17 protein-coding genes, 1 tRNA gene and 1 pseudogene are annotated in these 18,290 nt (G+C 50.6%); 11 read left to right on the top strand and 8 right to left on the bottom strand.

Annotated elements, in window-relative coordinates; translation table 11 throughout:
• The first annotated feature begins 18 nt into the window (after nucleotides 1-18).
• Nucleotides 19-1,332, top strand: coding sequence for an NAD(P)/FAD-dependent oxidoreductase (locus Dpoa569_RS10285; protein WP_042870307.1), 1,314 nt, complete (start codon nucleotides 19-21; stop codon nucleotides 1,330-1,332).
• 152 nt (nucleotides 1,333-1,484) lie between these two features.
• On the opposite strand, the gene Dpoa569_RS10280 is transcribed toward Dpoa569_RS10285, so the two are convergent.
• A complete protein-coding gene (locus tag Dpoa569_RS10280) occupies nucleotides 1,485-2,510 on the bottom strand; it encodes a cyanophycin synthetase (RefSeq protein ID WP_042870308.1) in 1,026 nt (341 codons plus the stop codon).
• A gap of 320 nt (nucleotides 2,511-2,830) precedes the next feature.
• Here Dpoa569_RS10280 and cueO point away from each other — a divergent pair, with 320 nt between their 5' ends.
• A complete protein-coding gene (cueO, locus tag Dpoa569_RS10275; RefSeq protein WP_042870310.1) occupies nucleotides 2,831-4,489 on the top strand; it encodes a multicopper oxidase CueO in 1,659 nt (552 codons plus the stop codon).
• Nucleotides 4,490-4,529: 40 nt separating this feature from the next.
• On the opposite strand, the gene Dpoa569_RS10270 is transcribed toward cueO, so the two are convergent.
• Entirely contained in the window at nucleotides 4,530-4,934 is a 405-nt protein-coding gene (locus Dpoa569_RS10270) for a winged helix-turn-helix transcriptional regulator (RefSeq protein ID WP_227983020.1), read from the bottom strand.
• A 99-nt stretch (nucleotides 4,935-5,033) separates the two neighbouring features.
• Between Dpoa569_RS10270 and Dpoa569_RS10265 the strand changes: the two genes are divergently transcribed.
• The gene (locus tag Dpoa569_RS10265; RefSeq protein ID WP_042870314.1) at nucleotides 5,034-6,146 is read left to right on the top strand and encodes an NADH:flavin oxidoreductase; all 1,113 of its coding nucleotides are present in this window, start codon (nucleotides 5,034-5,036) and stop codon (nucleotides 6,144-6,146) included.
• Between the two features lie 62 nt (nucleotides 6,147-6,208).
• On the opposite strand, the gene Dpoa569_RS10260 is transcribed toward Dpoa569_RS10265, so the two are convergent.
• Nucleotides 6,209-6,697 carry an NUDIX hydrolase gene (locus Dpoa569_RS10260; RefSeq protein WP_042870316.1) on the bottom strand — a complete coding sequence of 163 codons (489 nt, stop codon included), beginning with the start codon at nucleotides 6,695-6,697 and terminating at the stop codon, nucleotides 6,209-6,211.
• 212 nt (nucleotides 6,698-6,909) lie between these two features.
• On the bottom strand, nucleotides 6,910-7,548 hold the full coding sequence (locus tag Dpoa569_RS10255; protein WP_042870318.1) for a ribonuclease T2 family protein: 639 nt from the start codon (nucleotides 7,546-7,548) through the stop codon (nucleotides 6,910-6,912).
• A gap of 265 nt (nucleotides 7,549-7,813) precedes the next feature.
• Between Dpoa569_RS10255 and Dpoa569_RS10250 the strand changes: the two are divergent.
• Nucleotides 7,814-8,087, top strand: a pseudogene (locus Dpoa569_RS10250) (integrase core domain-containing protein); the annotation flags it as partial.
• Nucleotides 8,088-8,433: 346 nt separating this feature from the next.
• Nucleotides 8,434-9,057 (top strand): type B chloramphenicol O-acetyltransferase, encoded by a 624-nt coding sequence (catB, locus tag Dpoa569_RS10245; protein ID WP_042870321.1) that lies wholly within the window; start codon nucleotides 8,434-8,436, stop codon nucleotides 9,055-9,057.
• Nucleotides 9,058-9,440: 383 nt separating this feature from the next.
• On the opposite strand, the gene Dpoa569_RS10240 is transcribed toward catB, so the two are convergent.
• Nucleotides 9,441-9,530, bottom strand: a tRNA-Ser gene (locus tag Dpoa569_RS10240).
• A gap of 273 nt (nucleotides 9,531-9,803) precedes the next feature.
• On the opposite strand from Dpoa569_RS10240, the gene Dpoa569_RS10235 reads away from it, so the two are divergent.
• The gene (locus tag Dpoa569_RS10235; protein WP_042870322.1) at nucleotides 9,804-10,541 is read left to right on the top strand and encodes a phosphatase; all 738 of its coding nucleotides are present in this window, start codon (nucleotides 9,804-9,806) and stop codon (nucleotides 10,539-10,541) included.
• A 45-nt stretch (nucleotides 10,542-10,586) separates the two neighbouring features.
• The gene (locus Dpoa569_RS10230; protein ID WP_042870324.1) at nucleotides 10,587-11,150 is read left to right on the top strand and encodes a TorD/DmsD family molecular chaperone; all 564 of its coding nucleotides are present in this window, start codon (nucleotides 10,587-10,589) and stop codon (nucleotides 11,148-11,150) included.
• 46 nt (nucleotides 11,151-11,196) lie between these two features.
• On the opposite strand, the gene Dpoa569_RS10225 is transcribed toward Dpoa569_RS10230, so the two are convergent.
• From Dpoa569_RS10225 to mdtH, 3 genes are all read right to left on the bottom strand, one after another.
• Nucleotides 11,197-11,760: a lipoprotein gene (locus Dpoa569_RS10225; protein ID WP_042870326.1), complete on the bottom strand. Its 564-nt coding sequence runs from the start codon at nucleotides 11,758-11,760 to the stop codon at nucleotides 11,197-11,199.
• A gap of 126 nt (nucleotides 11,761-11,886) precedes the next feature.
• Nucleotides 11,887-12,534, bottom strand: coding sequence for a glutaredoxin 2 (grxB, locus tag Dpoa569_RS10220; RefSeq protein ID WP_042870328.1), 648 nt, complete (start codon nucleotides 12,532-12,534; stop codon nucleotides 11,887-11,889).
• Between the two features lie 181 nt (nucleotides 12,535-12,715).
• Nucleotides 12,716-13,921 carry a multidrug efflux MFS transporter MdtH gene (gene mdtH, locus Dpoa569_RS10215; protein ID WP_042870330.1) on the bottom strand — a complete coding sequence of 402 codons (1,206 nt, stop codon included), beginning with the start codon at nucleotides 13,919-13,921 and terminating at the stop codon, nucleotides 12,716-12,718.
• Between the two features lie 319 nt (nucleotides 13,922-14,240).
• On the opposite strand from mdtH, the gene rimJ reads away from it, so the two are divergent.
• The 4 genes from rimJ to murJ all read left to right on the top strand — a co-directional run bounded on the left by rimJ (nucleotide 14,241) and on the right by murJ (nucleotide 18,135).
• Nucleotides 14,241-14,825: a ribosomal protein S5-alanine N-acetyltransferase gene (gene rimJ, locus Dpoa569_RS10210; protein ID WP_042870332.1), complete on the top strand. Its 585-nt coding sequence runs from the start codon at nucleotides 14,241-14,243 to the stop codon at nucleotides 14,823-14,825.
• Nucleotides 14,826-14,848: 23 nt separating this feature from the next.
• Nucleotides 14,849-15,493 carry a YceH family protein gene (locus tag Dpoa569_RS10205; protein WP_042870334.1) on the top strand — a complete coding sequence of 215 codons (645 nt, stop codon included), beginning with the start codon at nucleotides 14,849-14,851 and terminating at the stop codon, nucleotides 15,491-15,493.
• 35 nt (nucleotides 15,494-15,528) lie between these two features.
• A complete protein-coding gene (locus tag Dpoa569_RS10200) occupies nucleotides 15,529-16,452 on the top strand; it encodes a Gfo/Idh/MocA family protein (protein ID WP_042870337.1) in 924 nt (307 codons plus the stop codon).
• Nucleotides 16,453-16,599: 147 nt separating this feature from the next.
• Nucleotides 16,600-18,135 carry a murein biosynthesis integral membrane protein MurJ gene (murJ, locus tag Dpoa569_RS10195; RefSeq protein ID WP_042870339.1) on the top strand — a complete coding sequence of 512 codons (1,536 nt, stop codon included), beginning with the start codon at nucleotides 16,600-16,602 and terminating at the stop codon, nucleotides 18,133-18,135.
• The last annotated feature ends 155 nt before the right edge of the window (nucleotides 18,136-18,290 follow it).

Genomic DNA, 18,290 nt, shown 5'->3' with positions numbered 1-18,290 from the left:
TGTATCAGGAAGAATAAATTGAATATCAACGCACTACCACTGGATGCCAATAGTAACGGCTGGTCGGCGATGTTGCCGCCACGAGAGGCAACACCGGCGCTGCGCCAGACGATTGCCGCTGATTGGCTGGTGATTGGCGCAGGATATGCCGGGCTGGCGTTTGCTCGCCGGATAGCGGAAAACCGTCCGCATGAACACGTGGTGGTGCTGGATGCCGTTGAGCTGGATGACAGCGCGTCTGCGCGTAATTCCGGTTTTGCCATTGATTTGCCGCATAATATCGGCAGTTCGACTGCGGAACTGGAAAAAGCTGCTAATTATCGCCGTTTGTTGCACGCCGGGCTGGAGCAGCTGGAATCGCTGATTGCGCGTTATCATATCGGGTGTGACTGGAGTCGTCGCGGCAAGTATCACTGTATCGTCCGACCTGAACTGGCAGGATTACTTGAACAGTACGCGCATGAATTGCAGGCGTTGTCAGAACCCTACCAGTTATTGCAGGGAGAGGCATTGGCTCAGCAACTGGGCACGCCTTATTACCATGCGGCGATTCACACGCCGAATAGCGTGTTGCTCAATCCGGCGGCGCTGGTGCGGGGCTTGGCGGATAATCTGCCTGATAATGTCACGTTGTATGAGCGTTCGCCGGTGCTGGAGATCCAACCGGGTCACACAGTTCGCGCTCGCACGCCTTACGGCGAGGTGCAGGCAAGGCATGTCATGGTGGCGACTAACGGTTGTGCCCGGCAACTGCCGATGTTTTCCCGTCAGGTGGTGGGGCTGTCAACGTTTGCCACCCTTACCGAACCGCTGACGGCGGAACAGCAACAGCGCATTGGCCAGATTGACGAGTGGGGGATGACGCCCGCTAATGCTATCGCGGGGGCGACGCTGCGCTACACGCGTGATCACCGGTTCCTGATTCGTCAGCATGTGATTTATGTTCCGGGTTACACTGTCACGTCGCGCTACACCGCAGAGATTACACGGCAACATCGGGCGATCTTTCTGTCCCGCTTCCCACAACTGGACGATGTGCCGGTCGCTCATACCTGGTCTGGCATGATTAGCGTCACCCGTAATGGGGCGCCGGGCTGGGGAAAATATGGTGATAATCTATATGCGGCAGTAGGGTGCAACGGTGCAGGCATTTCCAAGCAGACCATTGCAGGTAGCACACTGGCGGATTTGGCGACCGGTGTCGATAATCCGTTGATTGCCGAGATGCAGGCGCTGGGAAAACCTAACTTTATTCCGCCACGTCCGTTACTGGATATCGGCATACGTGGCAGCATCCTGAAAGAGCGCTGGTTAGGGCGAAAGGAATACTGACGAAAGCAATACTGAGTAAGCGTTAGAATTATTCACGCTTGACGCATCTAAATAATTCGGGTTTCGATTCTGAAGCATGAAAGGAAGACCCCCCGTGATTAATCACGGGGGGTCTTGGGATTAAGGTTTTAATTCGATTGTTATTGATGCGATTAATACTGTGTTATGGTGTTTCCTTTTTGGAGCTGTAGCAGAATTCGCCTGTAAAGCTCTTTCACGCGTTCCCGTTGCTCTGCTCCCGATGCTGCATAATTATCTAAACCCGGTGCAGCATTGATTTCGATAATATTCCATGATTGTGTGGCTGCGTCTGTACATAAATCATGGCATATGATATCCACGCCAGCGACACATAGTCCTAATGACGCAGTAGCAGCTATTGCCAAAGACGCAAAACTTTTATGGATGCTATTGGTAACATCCATCGACGTTCCGCCGGTGGAGAGATTCGCATTATCCAGAAGAAATGTTTTCTGCCCTGCAGGCAGAATCGATTCTCGATTTAAACCCAGATTAGCCAGTTTGATATCAATGCGCGGATCATCAGGGTCAATCTCGCTGTTGGGGCGTCCATGCAAAGGCTGAGTATGTTGCGCATCAAGCAACAACTGCTGGATAGTTCGGACGCCATCACCAGCAACGGCCAGTGGGATGCGTTCATATGCCGAGATTATGGTTTCGCCCAGTACAACAACCCGATAGTCCCGACCTGGACACACTTGCTCTACCAGCAACACATCCGTACGGGAAAAAATATGGTTACAGATTACATCCATTGATGGCGTATCATAGACTTTGGTTACCCACGCGCCCTGACTAAGATCGTTGGGTTTGACAAAAACGGGAAGTCCGAGTGATTCGGCAAATTGTTTGGCTTCTTCAATGCCCCTTCTGTTTTCCTGATACAAATTCTTATTTAATCTTTCCGAAAAGAACGTTTTCCCCTGCGGTACATTGAACCCTTTTTTGCGTAAAAAATAGTTCGTGTAGGATTTGTCGTTAGCGATATCCGATGATGCAGAGGAGTTAAGATTGAGATTTCTATTTTTGAATAAATGTATCTTTTCATTAGGAAATATTATTTCGCCAACAAAACCGAATTCTGGTTCAAGCTCTATCCGGATGCCTAATGTGGGCGCTATTTCTAATAGTAAGGCAGAAACAAAGGGACGATTCATTTTTATCTCGCTATATCACTGATAGTGACATTATTTAAAGCATTATTATCACAATGAGATATCAAGGATGAAATATGTCAGAAGAAAATCAGAGTGGTCTTAGTTAAAAATGATGCAGAGTGTAAAATTGGCTGATTATTAAAATAATCTTTTTATTATCATGGTGACGGATTCAGGTGCTGCCGGAACTGTATATTTACAGTCTGAAAATACATCATTGAAATGAAATAAAAATACTTGACCTTCCTGTTACTGGAAGGTGCAGTCTGCCAGTCATGATCAATCAATTTTATGAATGATATCTGCCTGAGGAAGAACGTATGCGACGTCGCGAGTTTATCAAATTGAGCGCTGTGCTGGGTGCATCCAGTCTGATGCCCTGGTGGAGCCGTTCTGCCTGGGCCGACGAACGTCCGACTTTGCCGGTGCCGCCATTGCTGGCACCGGATGCGAGCGGCAATATCGCCCTGAAATTACAGACCGGGAGTATGCGCTGGTTAGCGGGAATAGAAACCGTCACCTGGGGCATCAACGGCGGATTTCTGGGACCGGCATTGCAACTTGAGCAAGGGCAGGAGGTAACGCTCAACGTCACTAATACCTTGCCGGAAACGACGACGTTGCACTGGCATGGGCTGGAGATTCCTGGTAACGCCGACGGCGGTCCGCAAGTGGAGATCGCACCAGGAAAAACATGGAGTACGGCGTTTCGGGTAGAACAGCCGGCAGCGACGGCATGGTTTCACCCACATACCCACGGAGTGACTGGCCGTCAGGTAGCTATGGGGTTGGGCGGGTTGATCCTGATTCAGGATGCGGCCAGTCGGGCGTTGCCGTTGCCTTCTCAATGGGGCGTGGATGATATTCCGTTGATTCTGCAGGACAAACAGCTGGATGCCAAAGGGCAGATTGATTATCAACTGGATGTGATGTCGGCGGCGGTCGGCTGGTTTGGCGACCTGATGCTGACTAACGGTGTTCGCTATCCGCAACATAACGCACCGCGTGGGTGGCTGCGCCTGCGAGTTCTGAACGGGTGCAACGCGCGGTCGTTGACTCTGGCTGCCAGCGATGGTCGTCCGCTCTATGTGACTGGTAGCGACGGCGGTTTATTGGCCGAACCGGTGCGTGTCAGCGCATTGACGGTGCTGATGGGGGAACGCTTTGAAGTGGTGGTGGATGCGCGTGACGGTAAGGCGTTCGATATGGTAACGCTGCCGGTCATGCAAATGGGAATGAGCTTGCCACCCTTTGATCAGCCTTTGCCGGTGTTGCGCATTCAGCCCACCAGTCAACCCGGTACTGGATCACTACCGGAAATATTGGCAACCTTGCCGGCACTGCCATCCACCTCGACATTGAAAACACGCCAGTTACAACTGACGATGGACCCGCAGCTCGATAGGCTGGGAATGCAGGCATTAATGCAGCGTTATGGTATGCAGGCGATGGCTGGCATGGACATGGCAGGACATGGTGCAATGCATGAAATGCTGCAATCGCCTGGCGGAGGAATGCCGGTGTCGTCGTCTGGCGTGGGCATGAGCCATAACGGGATGAACCACGGTAACATGAATCATGGCAATATGGATCATGGTGACATGAGGCATAAGACGGGACCGACGCCACTGGATATTCTGTCTGCCAATCGTATCAATGGCGCGGCGTTTCAGATGGGTCAACCGATGTTTGACGTTAAACGCGGCGACCTCGAAGTGTGGAGCATTTCCGGTCAAGGCGACATGATGCTGCATCCTTTTCATATTCACGGTGCTCGTTTTCGCATTCTGTCCGAAAATGGCAAACCACCCGCAGAACATCGGCGTGGATGGAAAGATATTGTGCATGTGGAAGGCGCACGCAGCGAGGTACTGGTGCAGTTCAATCACCTGGCGCCGAAAGAACGGGCGTTCATGGCGCACTGCCATTTGTTGGAACATGAAGACACCGGCATGATGCTGTCGTTTACCGTGTCCTGAATAATAGCGAGTAAAAACGGTGTCCGTAGGTTAAGGGCCATTAGGCGTTGACGTCGGACATCGCTCTGGCTTGTTCATCCAGCCGTTGATCGAAGAGTTCTCGCGCCTGTGTTACCTGAGGCAGGTATTCTACCGTCCAGCGGTAAAGTGCCTGAAACGGTTCTTTCAAGGAGTGTCCGAGCGGCGTGATGTGATATTCCACTGCAATCGGCGAAAAAGTGAGTACCCGGCGTTCTACAATACCGTTGCGCTCCAGTTTACGCAGGCACTGCGTCAACGCCTTTTGCGTGATGCCTTCCAGACTACGTTTGATTTCGTTGAAACGCAGCGGTTTTTCGCATAACGCACCCAGCACCAACACTGACCATTTATCAGCGATTTGCTCCAACAGAAAACGGCTGGGGCACCGGGCATGAGAATAAGGGGATGCACAGGATTTCAGCATAGTGGTTTCCTTTAGGCTACCTGGTAGCATTAATGTGCCTGATTGACACCAGGTTTACAGTGTATACCATCACGGATTCATGCCCAAGGAGATGATTACATGGCCAATATTGATGTTTTATTCCGTCCTTTTACGTTAAAAACACTGGAATTAAAAAACCGTATTGTGATGGAGCCAATGACCCGTACTTTCGCCCCTGACGGTATTCCGGGCAATGATATTGCTGCGTACTATCGCCGTCGGGCGGAAGGCGAGGTAGGGTTGATTTTGTCGGAAGGCACCGTAGTGGACCGCCCTGGTTCGCGCAATCATCCTGGCATTCCATTCTTTCATGGCGAACGTGCGTTAGCAGGTTGGCAAAACGTGATTAACGACGTTCACGCCGCTGGCGGCAAGATGGGGCCGCAGATATGGCATGTCGGCTCAGCGCCACTTAAAGGCGTGGATTGGGAGCCTGATTATATTGAAAGCCCGTCTGGCCTGTTCTCACCGGAGGCTGAACGTGGTCACGCCATGACCGATGAAGACATTGCCGATACGATTTCCGCCTTTGCCCGCGCTGCCGCTGATGCGAAACGTCTGGGGTTTGATACGCTGGAGCTGCATGGTGCGCATGGATACCTGATCGACCAGTTCTTTTGGGGGGAGACGAATCTGCGCACCGATGTGTTCGGGGGGGCAACACTCAAACAGCGCGCACGCTTTGCCGCCGAGGTGGTGAAGAGTGTCCGTGACGCAGTAGGCCCGGATTTCCCACTGATTTTACGCGTCAGCCAGTGGAAGCAACAAGACTATAGCGCTCGTTTAGCACCCACGCCGCTGGCGCTGGAAGATTGGCTGGCACCGTTGGTATCCGCCGGTGTGGATATATTGCACTGTTCTCAGCGTCGTTTCTGGGAGCCGGAATTCCCGGATGTGGATGGCGAAGATGGGTTGAACTTTGCTGGCTGGGCCAAGAAGGTGACCGGCGCTGCCACGATTAGCGTAGGGTCTGTCGGGCTGTCGGATGAGTTCTTCGGCGCTTTTGCCGGAAAAGGCTCTAGTCCGGAAGGTCTGGATAAGCTACTGGAGCGTATGGAACGCGATGAGTTTGATTTGATAGCGGTAGGCCGCGTACTGCTGACTGACCCGAACTGGGCGGCGAAAGTCCGGCGCAAGGAGTTGGATACCCTCAAAGGATTTGAACCCGCGTCTCTCGGACAGTTGGTGTAAATCTTATTCAGGCCCCCGATATAGTGGGGCCTGATATCTATCCCCAGCGTTACTCTCATTTGTCACAGCATTTTTATTGCAGTATTAACCACAAAACGGCTTTCTTCGCTGATGGCGAAGTCTTCGGGAATATCTGAAGGCTGACGTACAATTTGCCAGGCATCGTGTTCGTCTTCGTTAAGACATATTTCTTCTTGCATCACATCGACCAGAAAATTCCACTGCCGTATCTTCTCGTTAATGGGGGCTACATAATCAAAAAAACCCAAATAATGGCGAATATAACGTAATCGTAGGCCAGTCTCTTCCTGTAATTCCCGCATCAGGGTGGCAAGCAGGTTATGGTCGCCAGGCTCTCGACCGCCGCCTGGGATCTCCCAGTGGCCGGGTAGAAATGGGTCATTGGCGCTGCGGCGCACCAGCAGTATGCCGCCCCGAAATACCACCGCGGCGGCCATCGTTTGACGGGTAATCCCTTCCTGTTGTGCTTGAAATTCGAACTGACACAACATTTTGGTGTAGGTGCTATCCTGGGGTGAAAACAAGAACATGTCGTCATACCTGCACTGGGTGAATGGATACGTCCAACCGAACATCATGGTGGTTTACAATCACAGTGAAATTTCACATATAGAATAAAGTTAATTGAAATCTTCACAAAAGTAATTATTGTTATTCGATGTTTCGACAGTAATTGACATAAGCGTGCTTAAAGATAAGCTTAAATAATCGGTTAACGCGGTGCTTAATTCCATAATGAGGATTAGCGAACGTTAGGTATACGTATATTTCCGTCACGACACTGAGTTTTTACCGCTTTATTGCAGGACTGAAAATTCAGATTTTTGTCCATACACACTCTAATTTCGGATAATTCCGGGCCGCTACAGATAGCGGCAATTCCCCCCTGAGGTATTGACGGGTTATTCTGGCGAAATGCGGTCAGAATCTGCTCTGCTGTCATTTGTAACGGTTTGGTCGGAGCATTGAAACTGGCCGGAATGTTCACACGAGTCACTGCCTTATCCGCTGCTTGCAGATAGCCAGTCGCGCCCAGCCCGCTGCAGGTGCCGTGTTTTTCCCACTCGTGAGTCAGTAAGGTATTAGTAGGAAACAGGGTATTGCCGTATTTGCGTTCCTGAGCCGTGAGCGCAGTAATTGGCGGACAGTCCTGCGGCCAGCCTCCATTGGCATATTGTGGCCACAAACCGTGAAGTACAAAGCCATATCCTTTGGTGCATTGCTCATTACCAGCGTGTGTCAGGCAAAATGTGGGTGACCAGGATAATGTCAGCAGGTAGGAATCAAATACTCCCGCCTGGCCTTTTGCCTGCACAGAGGGGCTTGTCATCATACTTGTTGCTAATGCCAGACCAGTTAGTAACGAACAGACTTTGTTCATACATTTCTCCTGTTGAGTTTATTAATATTTTCACAGATACAAGTTTGTCGTCTCCGGGTTGGACGACGAAAAATAGCAAGTCAAAATCCTACGGTAGTCTTATTGCTTTTAGAGCACAAATCCGGGTGAAATATAGCTGCAATATCTGATTGATGCCAGTGTGGCAATGGTAGTCTATATAAATAAAAAATGTGGAATGTCAAATTTTTGCTGATAAATTCATTAAAAATTCATTATATCAACGTGTTAAATTGTATCGAAAAAGGCAGGCACGTTAGCTGGATGGGCAGAACTTCATGATGTGATACTCCGATTTTATTCAGCCTGCTCAGTCAAGGCAGAGCGGATTTATTGAGCAATTTAACAAAACACTACGCACAGAAATACTTGATATGTATCTGTTCAGAACGTTGTTTGAAGTACGCGAACGAACAGAGGACTGGCGTACGGAATATAACGAAGAACGCCCGTATAGCTCTCTGAGTGATATACCACCGATTATCTATGCGAGGCAAAAACTGGCCGGAAATACTCACTGACGGTGGTACTAAAAACCGGAGGGGCTACACTCCTATTTATATTTTTTATGTTATCCCCCATGGGCATGAAAAATTTTCATAAATGTAATTTCTTATTTTTTAACTTTTCTGAAGAGATTTCCTGATTATGATGATCTATTATTTAAGTTGTTTAAAGTGTTTTTTGATGTCTAAAAAATTTTGTGGTGATCTTGGAGGGCTATTTTTATATTTTAATCAATTCCTTAATGTATACTGATGTGCTTATCACGTCCTGAATGATTTTTGGAAACAGATTGTGAATTTGAAGTAATCTACATGCGACATATAATATATCGTATGTATATTTTTTTTGGATTGGTTGAATATGAATAATTTTTTTGAAAGCCCATTTAAAACGATTCCATTAGACAAGCAGACAACAAACCCTAACATTATTGTTGGGCGTTATAGTTACTACTCTGGTTATTATCACGAGCATGATTTTAACGAGTGTGCTCGTTATCTTATTCCTGATGAAGGTGTAGATAAATTAATTATCGGCAGTTTTTGTTCGATTGGTTCTGGTGCTGCGTTTATCATGTCTGGTAATCAAGGGCATAGACCGGACTGGATCAGTACCTTTCCCTTTTACTGGGTACCTGATACAACAGAATTTGAGGCGGCCAATAATGGTTATGTTCCATCTGGTGATACTATAATTGGGAATGATGTCTGGATCGGTTCCGAAGCTATTATAATGCCTGGTATAAAAGTTGGGGATGGTGCTGTAATAGGAACCAGAGCTCTGGTCACACGGGATGTTGAACCTTACTCCATCGTCGGAGGTAATCCAGCAAAAATCATTCGGAAACGTTTTGATGATAGGCATATATCAATGCTTATCGAAATGAAATGGTGGGATTGGTCGGAAGAACAGTTAAAAGCTATGATGTATTTTTTAACATCTGGAGATATTGATGGTCTTTACCAGCAATGGAAAAATTTCTGATAGATAAAAGAAGCTCTTTGAGATTTTTTTATGCATCATTTTCATATTGATAAGTTAACTGCAATAATTTCGAGTCTGATTGATGTTGATTCAAACAGTAAAACTGTTTCTGGTACATAATCACCTGCCAGACACGGTTTGGCGTAGATCAGAAAAAATATTGGCTCGTTATTGTCCCCATTTAAGCAGATAATTTTCTACGTTTTGTATTCGATAGTTAAAAATCCATTGAGATATGAGAAGGCTGTTCAAGCTGTGTTCAGGGAGAAGGTCAATTGCTGGGTTTTACACACAAAAAAGTCCGCCTGAGCGAACCTTTTTTGCATTATTTTTTGCAGGTCAAAATCAAAATATATGTTTAGTTATTTGATTTTGTTTAAATCTGGCGGTGAGGGAGGGATTCGAACCCTCGATACGTTTTCACGTATACACACTTTCCAGGCGTGCTCCTTCAGCCACTCGGACACCTCACCGGGTCGTCGCCATCAGGGGCAACGGGGCGCTACTGTAGGGAAAATCCACTGCAGCGTCAACACACTTCTTTCATAAAAACGTGTGCTTAGCTAAACCTGACGCAATTTGCTGTTTTACTCGCCAGCCCGGTCCACTGGCACTGGGTATTTGTATTATTGCGATGCCAGATGTGTTTAATTTTTGTTGATTTATGGTTGTCATTCTGATGTCTCGGCTGTGTTGGTGCGGGATAAATGGTATGCTGGCTTATCAATGCCGAGTCAGGAGAAACCATGTATCCCGTTGATTTACACATGCACACTGTCGCCAGTACCCACGCCTATAGCACCCTGCATGACTATGTGGCTGAAGCCAAAATCAAACAGATTCGTTTGTTTGCCATTACCGATCATGGCCCGGATATGGCAGATGCACCGCATTACTGGCATTTTATTAATATGCGTGTCTGGCCAAGGGTAGTGGACGGCATCGGTATCTTGCGTGGCATTGAAGCCAACATTAAGAATCTGGCAGGTGATATTGACTGTACCGGGCCGATGCTGGATTGCATGGATTTGGTTATCGCTGGTTTCCATGAGCCGGTGTTTCCTCCGGCAGATCGTGATACCCATACCGAAGCGATGATTGCGGCAATGGCACAAGGGTCGGTGCACATCATCAGCCATCCTGGAAATCCGAAATTCCCGATTGATATCCGCGCAGTTGCGCAAGCCGCAGCCAAATACAACGTGGCGCTGGAGCTGAATAATTCGTCTTTTACTCATTCCCGTAAAGGCAGCGAGCCGAATTGCCGTGCGGTGGCCGAAGCCGTGCGTGAGGCTGGCGGTTATCTGGCGCTGGGGTCAGATTCGCATATCGCCTGGTCGCTCGGCGAGTTTCCACATTGTGACCGTATCCTACGGGACGTTGATTTTCCGCAGGATCGCGTGTTGAATGTCAGCCCTCGCCGGGTGCTGGATTTTCTGGAACGGCGCGGGAAACCCGCGATCCCAGAATTTGCGGATTTGTGACGTTGTCACTTAATTGCGCTGTCATGTCTTTTACAGGTTGATGAGATGAATGAATTTTCCGTGGTGTGCCGTATTCTCGGCACGCTGTTTAACCGTTCGCCGCAGGATCCGTTGCTGGCACCACTGTTTAATCTGATTGCGCAAGGCAAGCTGGCGCAGCAATGGCCGCTGGCGCAGGACGAGCTGATGGCTCGCTGGCAGCGCAGTATCGATTTACCGGCGATGAGCGCTGATTATGAGGCCTTGTTCGGTGCACAACCGTCGGTGTCGCCATGGCGCTCTGGTTGGGAACCGACTGCTCAGGAAACTGAAGTCCGTGCATTTTTGCAACAGCGCGGTATGCCGTTGGGTGAGGGACCGGTGGATCACTTTGGCGCTTTACTGCTTGCGGCATCCTGGCTGGAAGATCAGGCGCAGGAAGATGAAACGGCGGCGCAGTCGGCGTTTTTCGATAGCTATTTGTTGCCGTGGAGTGATCGCTTTCTGGGCAAGGTAGAAAGTCACGCCACCACCGCATTTTATCGTACGCTGGCGATTATTTGCCGTGAAGCGCTGGAAGCAATGCGGGATGAACTGGCAGAAGCGGAAGACAACGAGACGGATAACTAAGCGTCTGAAGATTGAGCAACAGGTGGCGAACGCCACCCGTTTTTTCTTAATCGGTCAGCATAATAACCAGTTGACCGGGTTTCACTTCAATCCCTTTGGCCAGTTTTTTCGCCAGAGCTTCTTTGCTGCTGTGCTCCGGATTTAGCACATAGGCAGGTTTCTGATCGAAGTAGCTTTTCAACGACTGATTAAGGTAGGGTGCCAGCGTTTGCAGCACCGTTTGTAGTTTCTCCGGCTGAACGCTGTAATTCACCAGTTCCATGTCTTTCAGGTAGATGGCACCCTCGTCTTTGCTGAATATCGGCTGCGCTTTGAGCGTCAACTTCATGTCTGCCTGCTGTTTACCTAGCAGTGAGCTGATATCGACTTTGGCGTTACCACTCAGCGTCACTTTGCCGGGTTCTGCGCGACCAATCTGGCTGCTCAGTTCGGTCAGTGTAATCTGCGCATCCACCACGCCGGGAACGCCTAACTGCTTCTGGTAGTCATTATGCTGTTGCAAATACTGATTGATTTGTTGCTCACTCAGGCTGTATTGCGCCAGTTGATTGCAACCGCTCACCAGTAATGTGCCCAGTAGCGCCAGAACGGCCAGTCCCGATTTTCTCATTATTATAACCTCTTGTTTTATGTGATTACCTCGCCGGGCGAGGAATGCCGGCAGGGTGCGCTATTCCGCTGATATCGCCAATCAGAATAGACCTAAACGCCGCCGTCGGGCGGCGGCAACAAGCGGTTATTGCGCCTGTTCGATCAGCAGATCAACGTTGGCGTTCTGAGACAGGGTGTTGCAGTAGGCCGCGATAGCCGACGGGACATTGACATCAGCCACGATAGTCAGTGAGCGCAGCAGGGCGAACAGGTTAATGTCATCGAGTGACAACGCACCGTTGCACGCCTGCGGCGAGACAATCAGCGGCGCCAGCGCTTGCAAGTCACTTTCTAACTGACTTATCAACTCTGCCGTCTGGCTGAAGTGAGTGTCGAAGCTACCGATTTGCCCTTCTTTTTTGTGGATAAAGTAATTACGACCCGCTTCGGTGGCGAACTCTTTGAAGTCGGCACGAGAGAAACGGGGAATCAGCAGTCGCGGTGCATATTCATATACGCGACGAATCCAGGTCTCGATAGCTGGGTTGGTTGCGCCGGTCAGTACCGGTTTTCCGTCCAGTTCGTCAACGTATTTCACGATATCCAGACTTTCCGGCATGTAGCTGCCATCCTCTTTTTGCAGAATCGGCACCATTTTCTGACCGACCATCGAGATGGGCGTGGTTTCGTCATCGTTGGACAACACATGCAGCTCCACCGGCAACTGTTTCAGGCCGAAAATCATGCGTGCTTTTACGCAGAAAGGACAATGTTCATAGACAAACAGTTTCATACTGGAACTCCTTAGGTTGAACTGCGCCTGATCAGGCGCTGCCGTGATGATGATGTCGAGCGGGATTATCCACCGTCAGCACGGGTTCGTCCATGAACAATCTGTGCCGTAACATCTGGAAAGTGAAGGTAAAAGGGGGGACATGATGCCCCCAGACGATATGCAGGCTAATCGTATTTGATCAATGCTCGCGCAGCATGGCCGGTTCGATACGCTTCATGTGGAATTGCCAGTATAGGGCGGCCATGGTCAACATGCCGATGATACCCAGCATACACCAGGGTAAGGCGGGTTGACCGAGCGCTTTTCCGGTATCAAACAACCAGCCGCCCCCGCTGTAACCGAATGCACCGCCCAGTGCCAGCCCCATTCGGCTAAACCCCATATAGCTGCCGCGGGCGCGTGCATCCGACAGTGACGCACCTAACGTTTCCCGTGCCGGTTCGGCGATGATGGAACCGATATAAAACAAGCCGATCAAACCCAGCAACCACGGCAGGCTGGTGACCATGCCCATCGGAATCAGGCTCAGGGTCATAATGAACAGCCCGAATAAGAGCCGTTGTTCCAGACGAAAGCGTTTTTCGCTCCAGCGGGCGATAGGGTAAAGCAACGTTAACGATAGCGCTGCTTCAATGGCGTACATCCACTTGACGGCAGATGGCGTGCCCGCCAGCTCGTTAACCATGATAGGCATCATCAACAGTACCTGTACGCCCAGCATGAAATAACCGGTCAGCGTCAGTACATAGACGACAAAACGTCTGTCACGCATTACCCGCATCATGCCTTCGAGAATGGGGGTGCGAATGGTAGAAATGCGATAGGCGGGCAGCAGCAGAGCGTTCAGTACGGCGGCCAGTACGAAAACGGCCGCACCTGCCCAGCACACCACCGAAAAATTATATTGCATCAGCCAACTGCCGATCAGTGCGCCGAGCACCGCACCGGCGTTGTCCTGCATCATTAATAGTGAGAAAAAACGACTGCGCTCGTGCGGACGCGTGAGTTTGATGACCATGGCTGTGCGCGGCGGTTCGAACAGCGTACCGCCCAACGCCGACAGCACGCAGGAGAGCATCAGCATCAGTGGCGTAGTAGCCAGCGCCATAAATACGAAACCGGAGGCGCGCAGCAACATACCGGTAACGATCATCGGTTTGGCGCCAAACCGGTCGGCAATGGCGCCACCGAAAATGCCGAGTCCCTGCTGGGTGAGTTGACGCAGACCGAGCGCGAACCCGACCGTGAGTGCCGCCCAGCCCATTTGATCGATAAAACGGATAGAAATCAGCGGGAATACCACAAAGAAACCCAGGATTACCAGCATGTTATCCAGTAGCAGAAAATATTTGCCCAGGCTACGAGCCTGCGTCATTAATGACATGTTTCACCACGAGGAAAGAGGAAATTAAAGAAAGCGATATAGCTTGTCTATTCTCTCGTCGATTGGATTATTACGATAGAGGATCCTGCTAATAAATTTTTTTATCGTTCAACTGTTATCTGACGAACAATTTACGAAAAAAAGTCGGTGTAGCGTGTCGATTGTGCAATAACTCAGCGGTCATGATTTTACGCTATGGAATTTATGTGGTTATAGTAAGTGCTATTGGTTATTTACCCTGTTATGGCGCTCGCCGTGTTGGTGTTGAGCGCATTAATAAAATTTATTCATCGATAATTCGTCACCTGAGGGGGAAGGCATGTTTGGCTATCGCTCAACGACACCCAGGGTCCGTCTGACCACGGATCGACTGGTGGTCCGGCTGGCGCACGAACGCGATGCCTGGCGTCTGGCTGAGTATTACGCGGAAAACCGTGATTTTTTGAAACCCTGGGAACCGGTGCGCGATGCCAGCCACTGTTATCCTTCTGGTTGGCAGGCGCGGCTGAGCGTGATCTGCGATATGCACAAACAGGGTAGCGCCTACTATTTTTTGCTGCTGGACCCGGATGAAACCGAGGTACGCGGCGTAGCCAATTTCAGCAATGTGCTGCGCGGCTCCTTTCATGCCTGTTACCTTGGTTATTCACTGGGTGAAAAATGGCAGGGGCAAGGGATGATGTACGAGGCGTTGCAGTCGGCGCTGCGTTACATGCAACGTCAGCAGCATATGCATCGCATTATGGCTAATTATATGCCGCACAATCAGCGCAGCGGCGACCTGCTGGCCAGGCTTGGGTTCGAAAAAGAAGGTTACGCCAAAAATTACTTGCTGATTGACGGCAAATGGCAGGATCACGTGCTGACCGCCCTGACTAATAATGAATGGACGCCGATGCGTTGAGCGCGGCTGAATGAGGACGTGCCATGAAATACCAATTGACGCTACGTGAGGCGCGGATAATCGGATGCTTGCTGGAAAAGCAGGTTACCACGCCGGAGCAATACCCGATGTCGTTGAATGGGCTGACCGCGGCCTGTAATCAGAAAACCAACCGCGAGCCGGTCATGGAATTGACCGAAAGCGAGGTACAACAAACGCTGGACCTGCTGGTCAGGCGGCATTTTCTACGTACTGTTAGCGGCTTTGGCAACCGGGTGATGAAATATGAACACCGCTTCTGCAATTCCGAATTTGGCGACCTGAAGTTTTCTCCAGCTGAAGTGGCGCTGGTGACCATCTTGTTGCTGCGTGGCGCACAGACGCCAGGCGAGCTTCGCACCAGAGCAGCTCGCTTGTACGAATTTGCCGATATGGAAGAGGTTGAGAACGTGTTGCAGTGCTTGCAACAGCGTGAAGATGGGCCGTTTGTGGTGCGGTTGGCACGGGAGCCAGGCAAGCGCGAGAGTCGTTTTATGCATTTGTTTAGCGGCGAGGTGGCGGATATTGTGCCGCCGGCGCTGAGCGATGAATCGGTTGATGGTGAACTGGCCGCACGGGTTTCCGTACTGGAAAGTGACGTGGCCGAATTGCGAGCGCAACTTGCCGCATTACAGGCGCGTCTTGCCTGACGGCTGTCCGCATAGCATCGTTCAGGAGCAACAGCATGAAACTCGTGCGCATTGGTGTGGTGGGTCTGGGGGATATTGCCCGTAAGGCCTATTTGCCGATTTTATCACAGGCGGAATATTGGCAACTGGCAGGTGCCTGGTCGCCGGGGCAAGAGCGTGCCCGGCAACTGTGTCAGCAGTATCGTATGACTTGTTTTTCCTCTCTGGAGATGTTGATCAGCCAGTGTGATGCCGTGTTTGTGCACAGCAGTACCGCCAGCCATTATGAAGTGGTCAAAACGCTGTTGTTGGCCGGTAAACACGTCTATGTGGATAAGCCGCTGGCGGAAACGTTGACGCAGGCGGAAGAACTGGTGGCGCTGGCGGCTCGTCATGATTTACTGCTGATGGTGGGCTTCAACCGTCGCTTTGCGCCGCTTTATCAGCGACTCCGGCAGGTGCAGCCCTCTGCGGATAGCCTGCGCATGGAAAAGCATCGTGTCGATAACATCGGGCCTCAGCCGCTGGCGTTTACCTTGCTGGATGACTATTTGCATGTGGTGGACACCGCGTTGTGGCTGGCGCAAACGCCGGATTTGCCAACTGCGCTATGTGGTGGACGGATACGTTGTAATCTTCAGGGGCAACTGGTTTATGCCGAACACCAGTTCCGGACTTCGCATGGGGTGATTACAACCAGTATGCATCGCCAGGCAGGTAGTCAGCGTGAAAGTGTACAACTGGTTAATGATGGCGGTTGGTATCAGGTGGACAATTTGCGGGAATGGCGTGAGGAGCGCAACGGCATGGTGCTGTTGCATCCGACGCCATCCTGGCAGAGTACGCTGGAACAGCGTGGTTTTGTGGGGGCAGTTCGGCATTTCATTGATGCGGTAGTCTCGCACTCGCCGCCGTTGACTTCCGGTGATCAGGCACTGTACGCGCAACGTCTGATTGAGATGTTATTAAGAGAATGCTGAAAAAAACAGCGACCATCAGATGCATCAGATATCCATAGTGGCTATTGGCGGTGCAATCGACTAGGCTGTGTGCCGCGATAGCCAGAATGGCGGCTGAGCCGATTTTCCCCGCCATGCCTCTCTCTCTTCCATAGTCAGAATAACTGAATGAATTTACTGAAATCACTGGCTGCGGTCAGTTCCATGACCTTGCTTTCTCGTGTGCTGGGTTTTGTGCGCGATGCTATCGTCGCTCGTGTATTTGGCGCAGGCATGGCGACCGATGCGTTTTTTGTGGCGTTCAAATTACCGAATCTGTTGCGGCGTATTTTTGCCGAAGGCGCATTTTCTCAGGCGTTTGTGCCGATTCTCGCAGAGTATAAAAGTCAACAAGGCGAGGAGGCGACCCGGACCTTTCTGGCGTATGTCGCCGGGATGCTGACGTTGATACTGGCGCTGGTGACGGCTGCCGGCATGGTCGCGGCTCCGTGGGTGATCATGGTGACTGCGCCAGGGTTTGCCTCGACGCCAGAGCGCTTTGAACTGACATCGGCGCTGTTGCGAGTGACCTTTCCTTATATTCTGCTGATTTCGCTGACGTCGATGGTAGGATCGGTTCTCAACACCTGGAACCGTTTTTCGGTACCCGCGTTTGCCCCTACGTTATTGAACATCAGCATGATTGGTTTTGCGTTGCTGGGTGTTCGTTGGTTTGACCCGCCGGTGATGGCGCTGGGGTGGGCTGTAGTGGCTGGCGGGATACTGCAACTGGGCTACCAACTGCCGCATCTGAAAAAAATCGGCATGTTGGTGCTGCCGCGCATCAAATTTCGTGACCCCAGTGTTAGCCGGGTGATGAAGCTGATGGCACCCGCGATTCTTGGCGTGTCGGTTAGCCAGATTTCCTTGATCATCAACACCATCTTTGCATCGTTTCTCAGCCAGGGAGCCGTGTCCTGGATGTATTATGCTGATCGGTTGATGGAGTTTCCGTCCGGCGTGTTGGGCGTGGCGTTGGGGACCATTCTGCTGCCGTCGCTGTCGAAAAGTGTTGCCAGCGGTAATCAGCAGGAGTATTCCCGGTTGCTGGACTGGGGGTTGCGACTCTGCTTTTTGCTGGCATTGCCGGCGACAGTCGCGCTGGGGCTGCTGGCTAAACCATTGACCGTGGTGTTGTTTCAATACGGTAAATTTAGTGCGTTTGATGCCATGATGACTCAGCGTGCGTTAGTGGCTTACTCCATCGGGCTGATGGGGCTGATCCTGGTAAAAGTGCTGGTGCCGGGGTTTTACGCACGGCAGGATATTAAAACGCCAGTGAAAATTGGTGTGGCAACCCTAGTGATGACCCAACTGATGAACCTGATATTTATCGGCCCGCTGCAACATGCCGGATTGTCGCTATCGATTGGCCTGGCATCTTGCATTAACGCTGGCCTATTGTTCTGGCAGTTGCGGTGCCAGCGCATCTTTCAACCTCAACCGGGTTGGACGGCGTTTCTGGTTAAACTGGTAATGGCGGTAGTGATCATGTCGTTGGTATTGATCGCGTTATGTATGTGGATGCCCGCCTGGGAGCAGGGCAGCATGACGCTGCGTTTGCTGCGCTTGTCGGTGGTGGTGATCGCTGGTGCCGGCAGTTATTTCGCCATGCTGGCTTTGCTAGGTTTCCGACCGAAGGATTTCTCTCGCCGTAGCATCTGATCTTTGTTGCTTACCTTTTATTTTTTCTTCCTTCTGTCCTGCAGTCGGCCTACCAGCTGTCTGCGGGGGCTGGTTTTTTTGCAGTTACTGAATTTCGTTTTTATGCTCATATTTTTTCAAAAAACGATACAATCCCTAATTGATATTAATTTGTT

This window comes from Dickeya poaceiphila (assembly GCF_007858975.2).
Classification (GTDB): domain Bacteria; phylum Pseudomonadota; class Gammaproteobacteria; order Enterobacterales; family Enterobacteriaceae; genus Dickeya; species Dickeya poaceiphila.
This window is presented reverse-complemented; position numbering and strand designations above follow the sequence as displayed.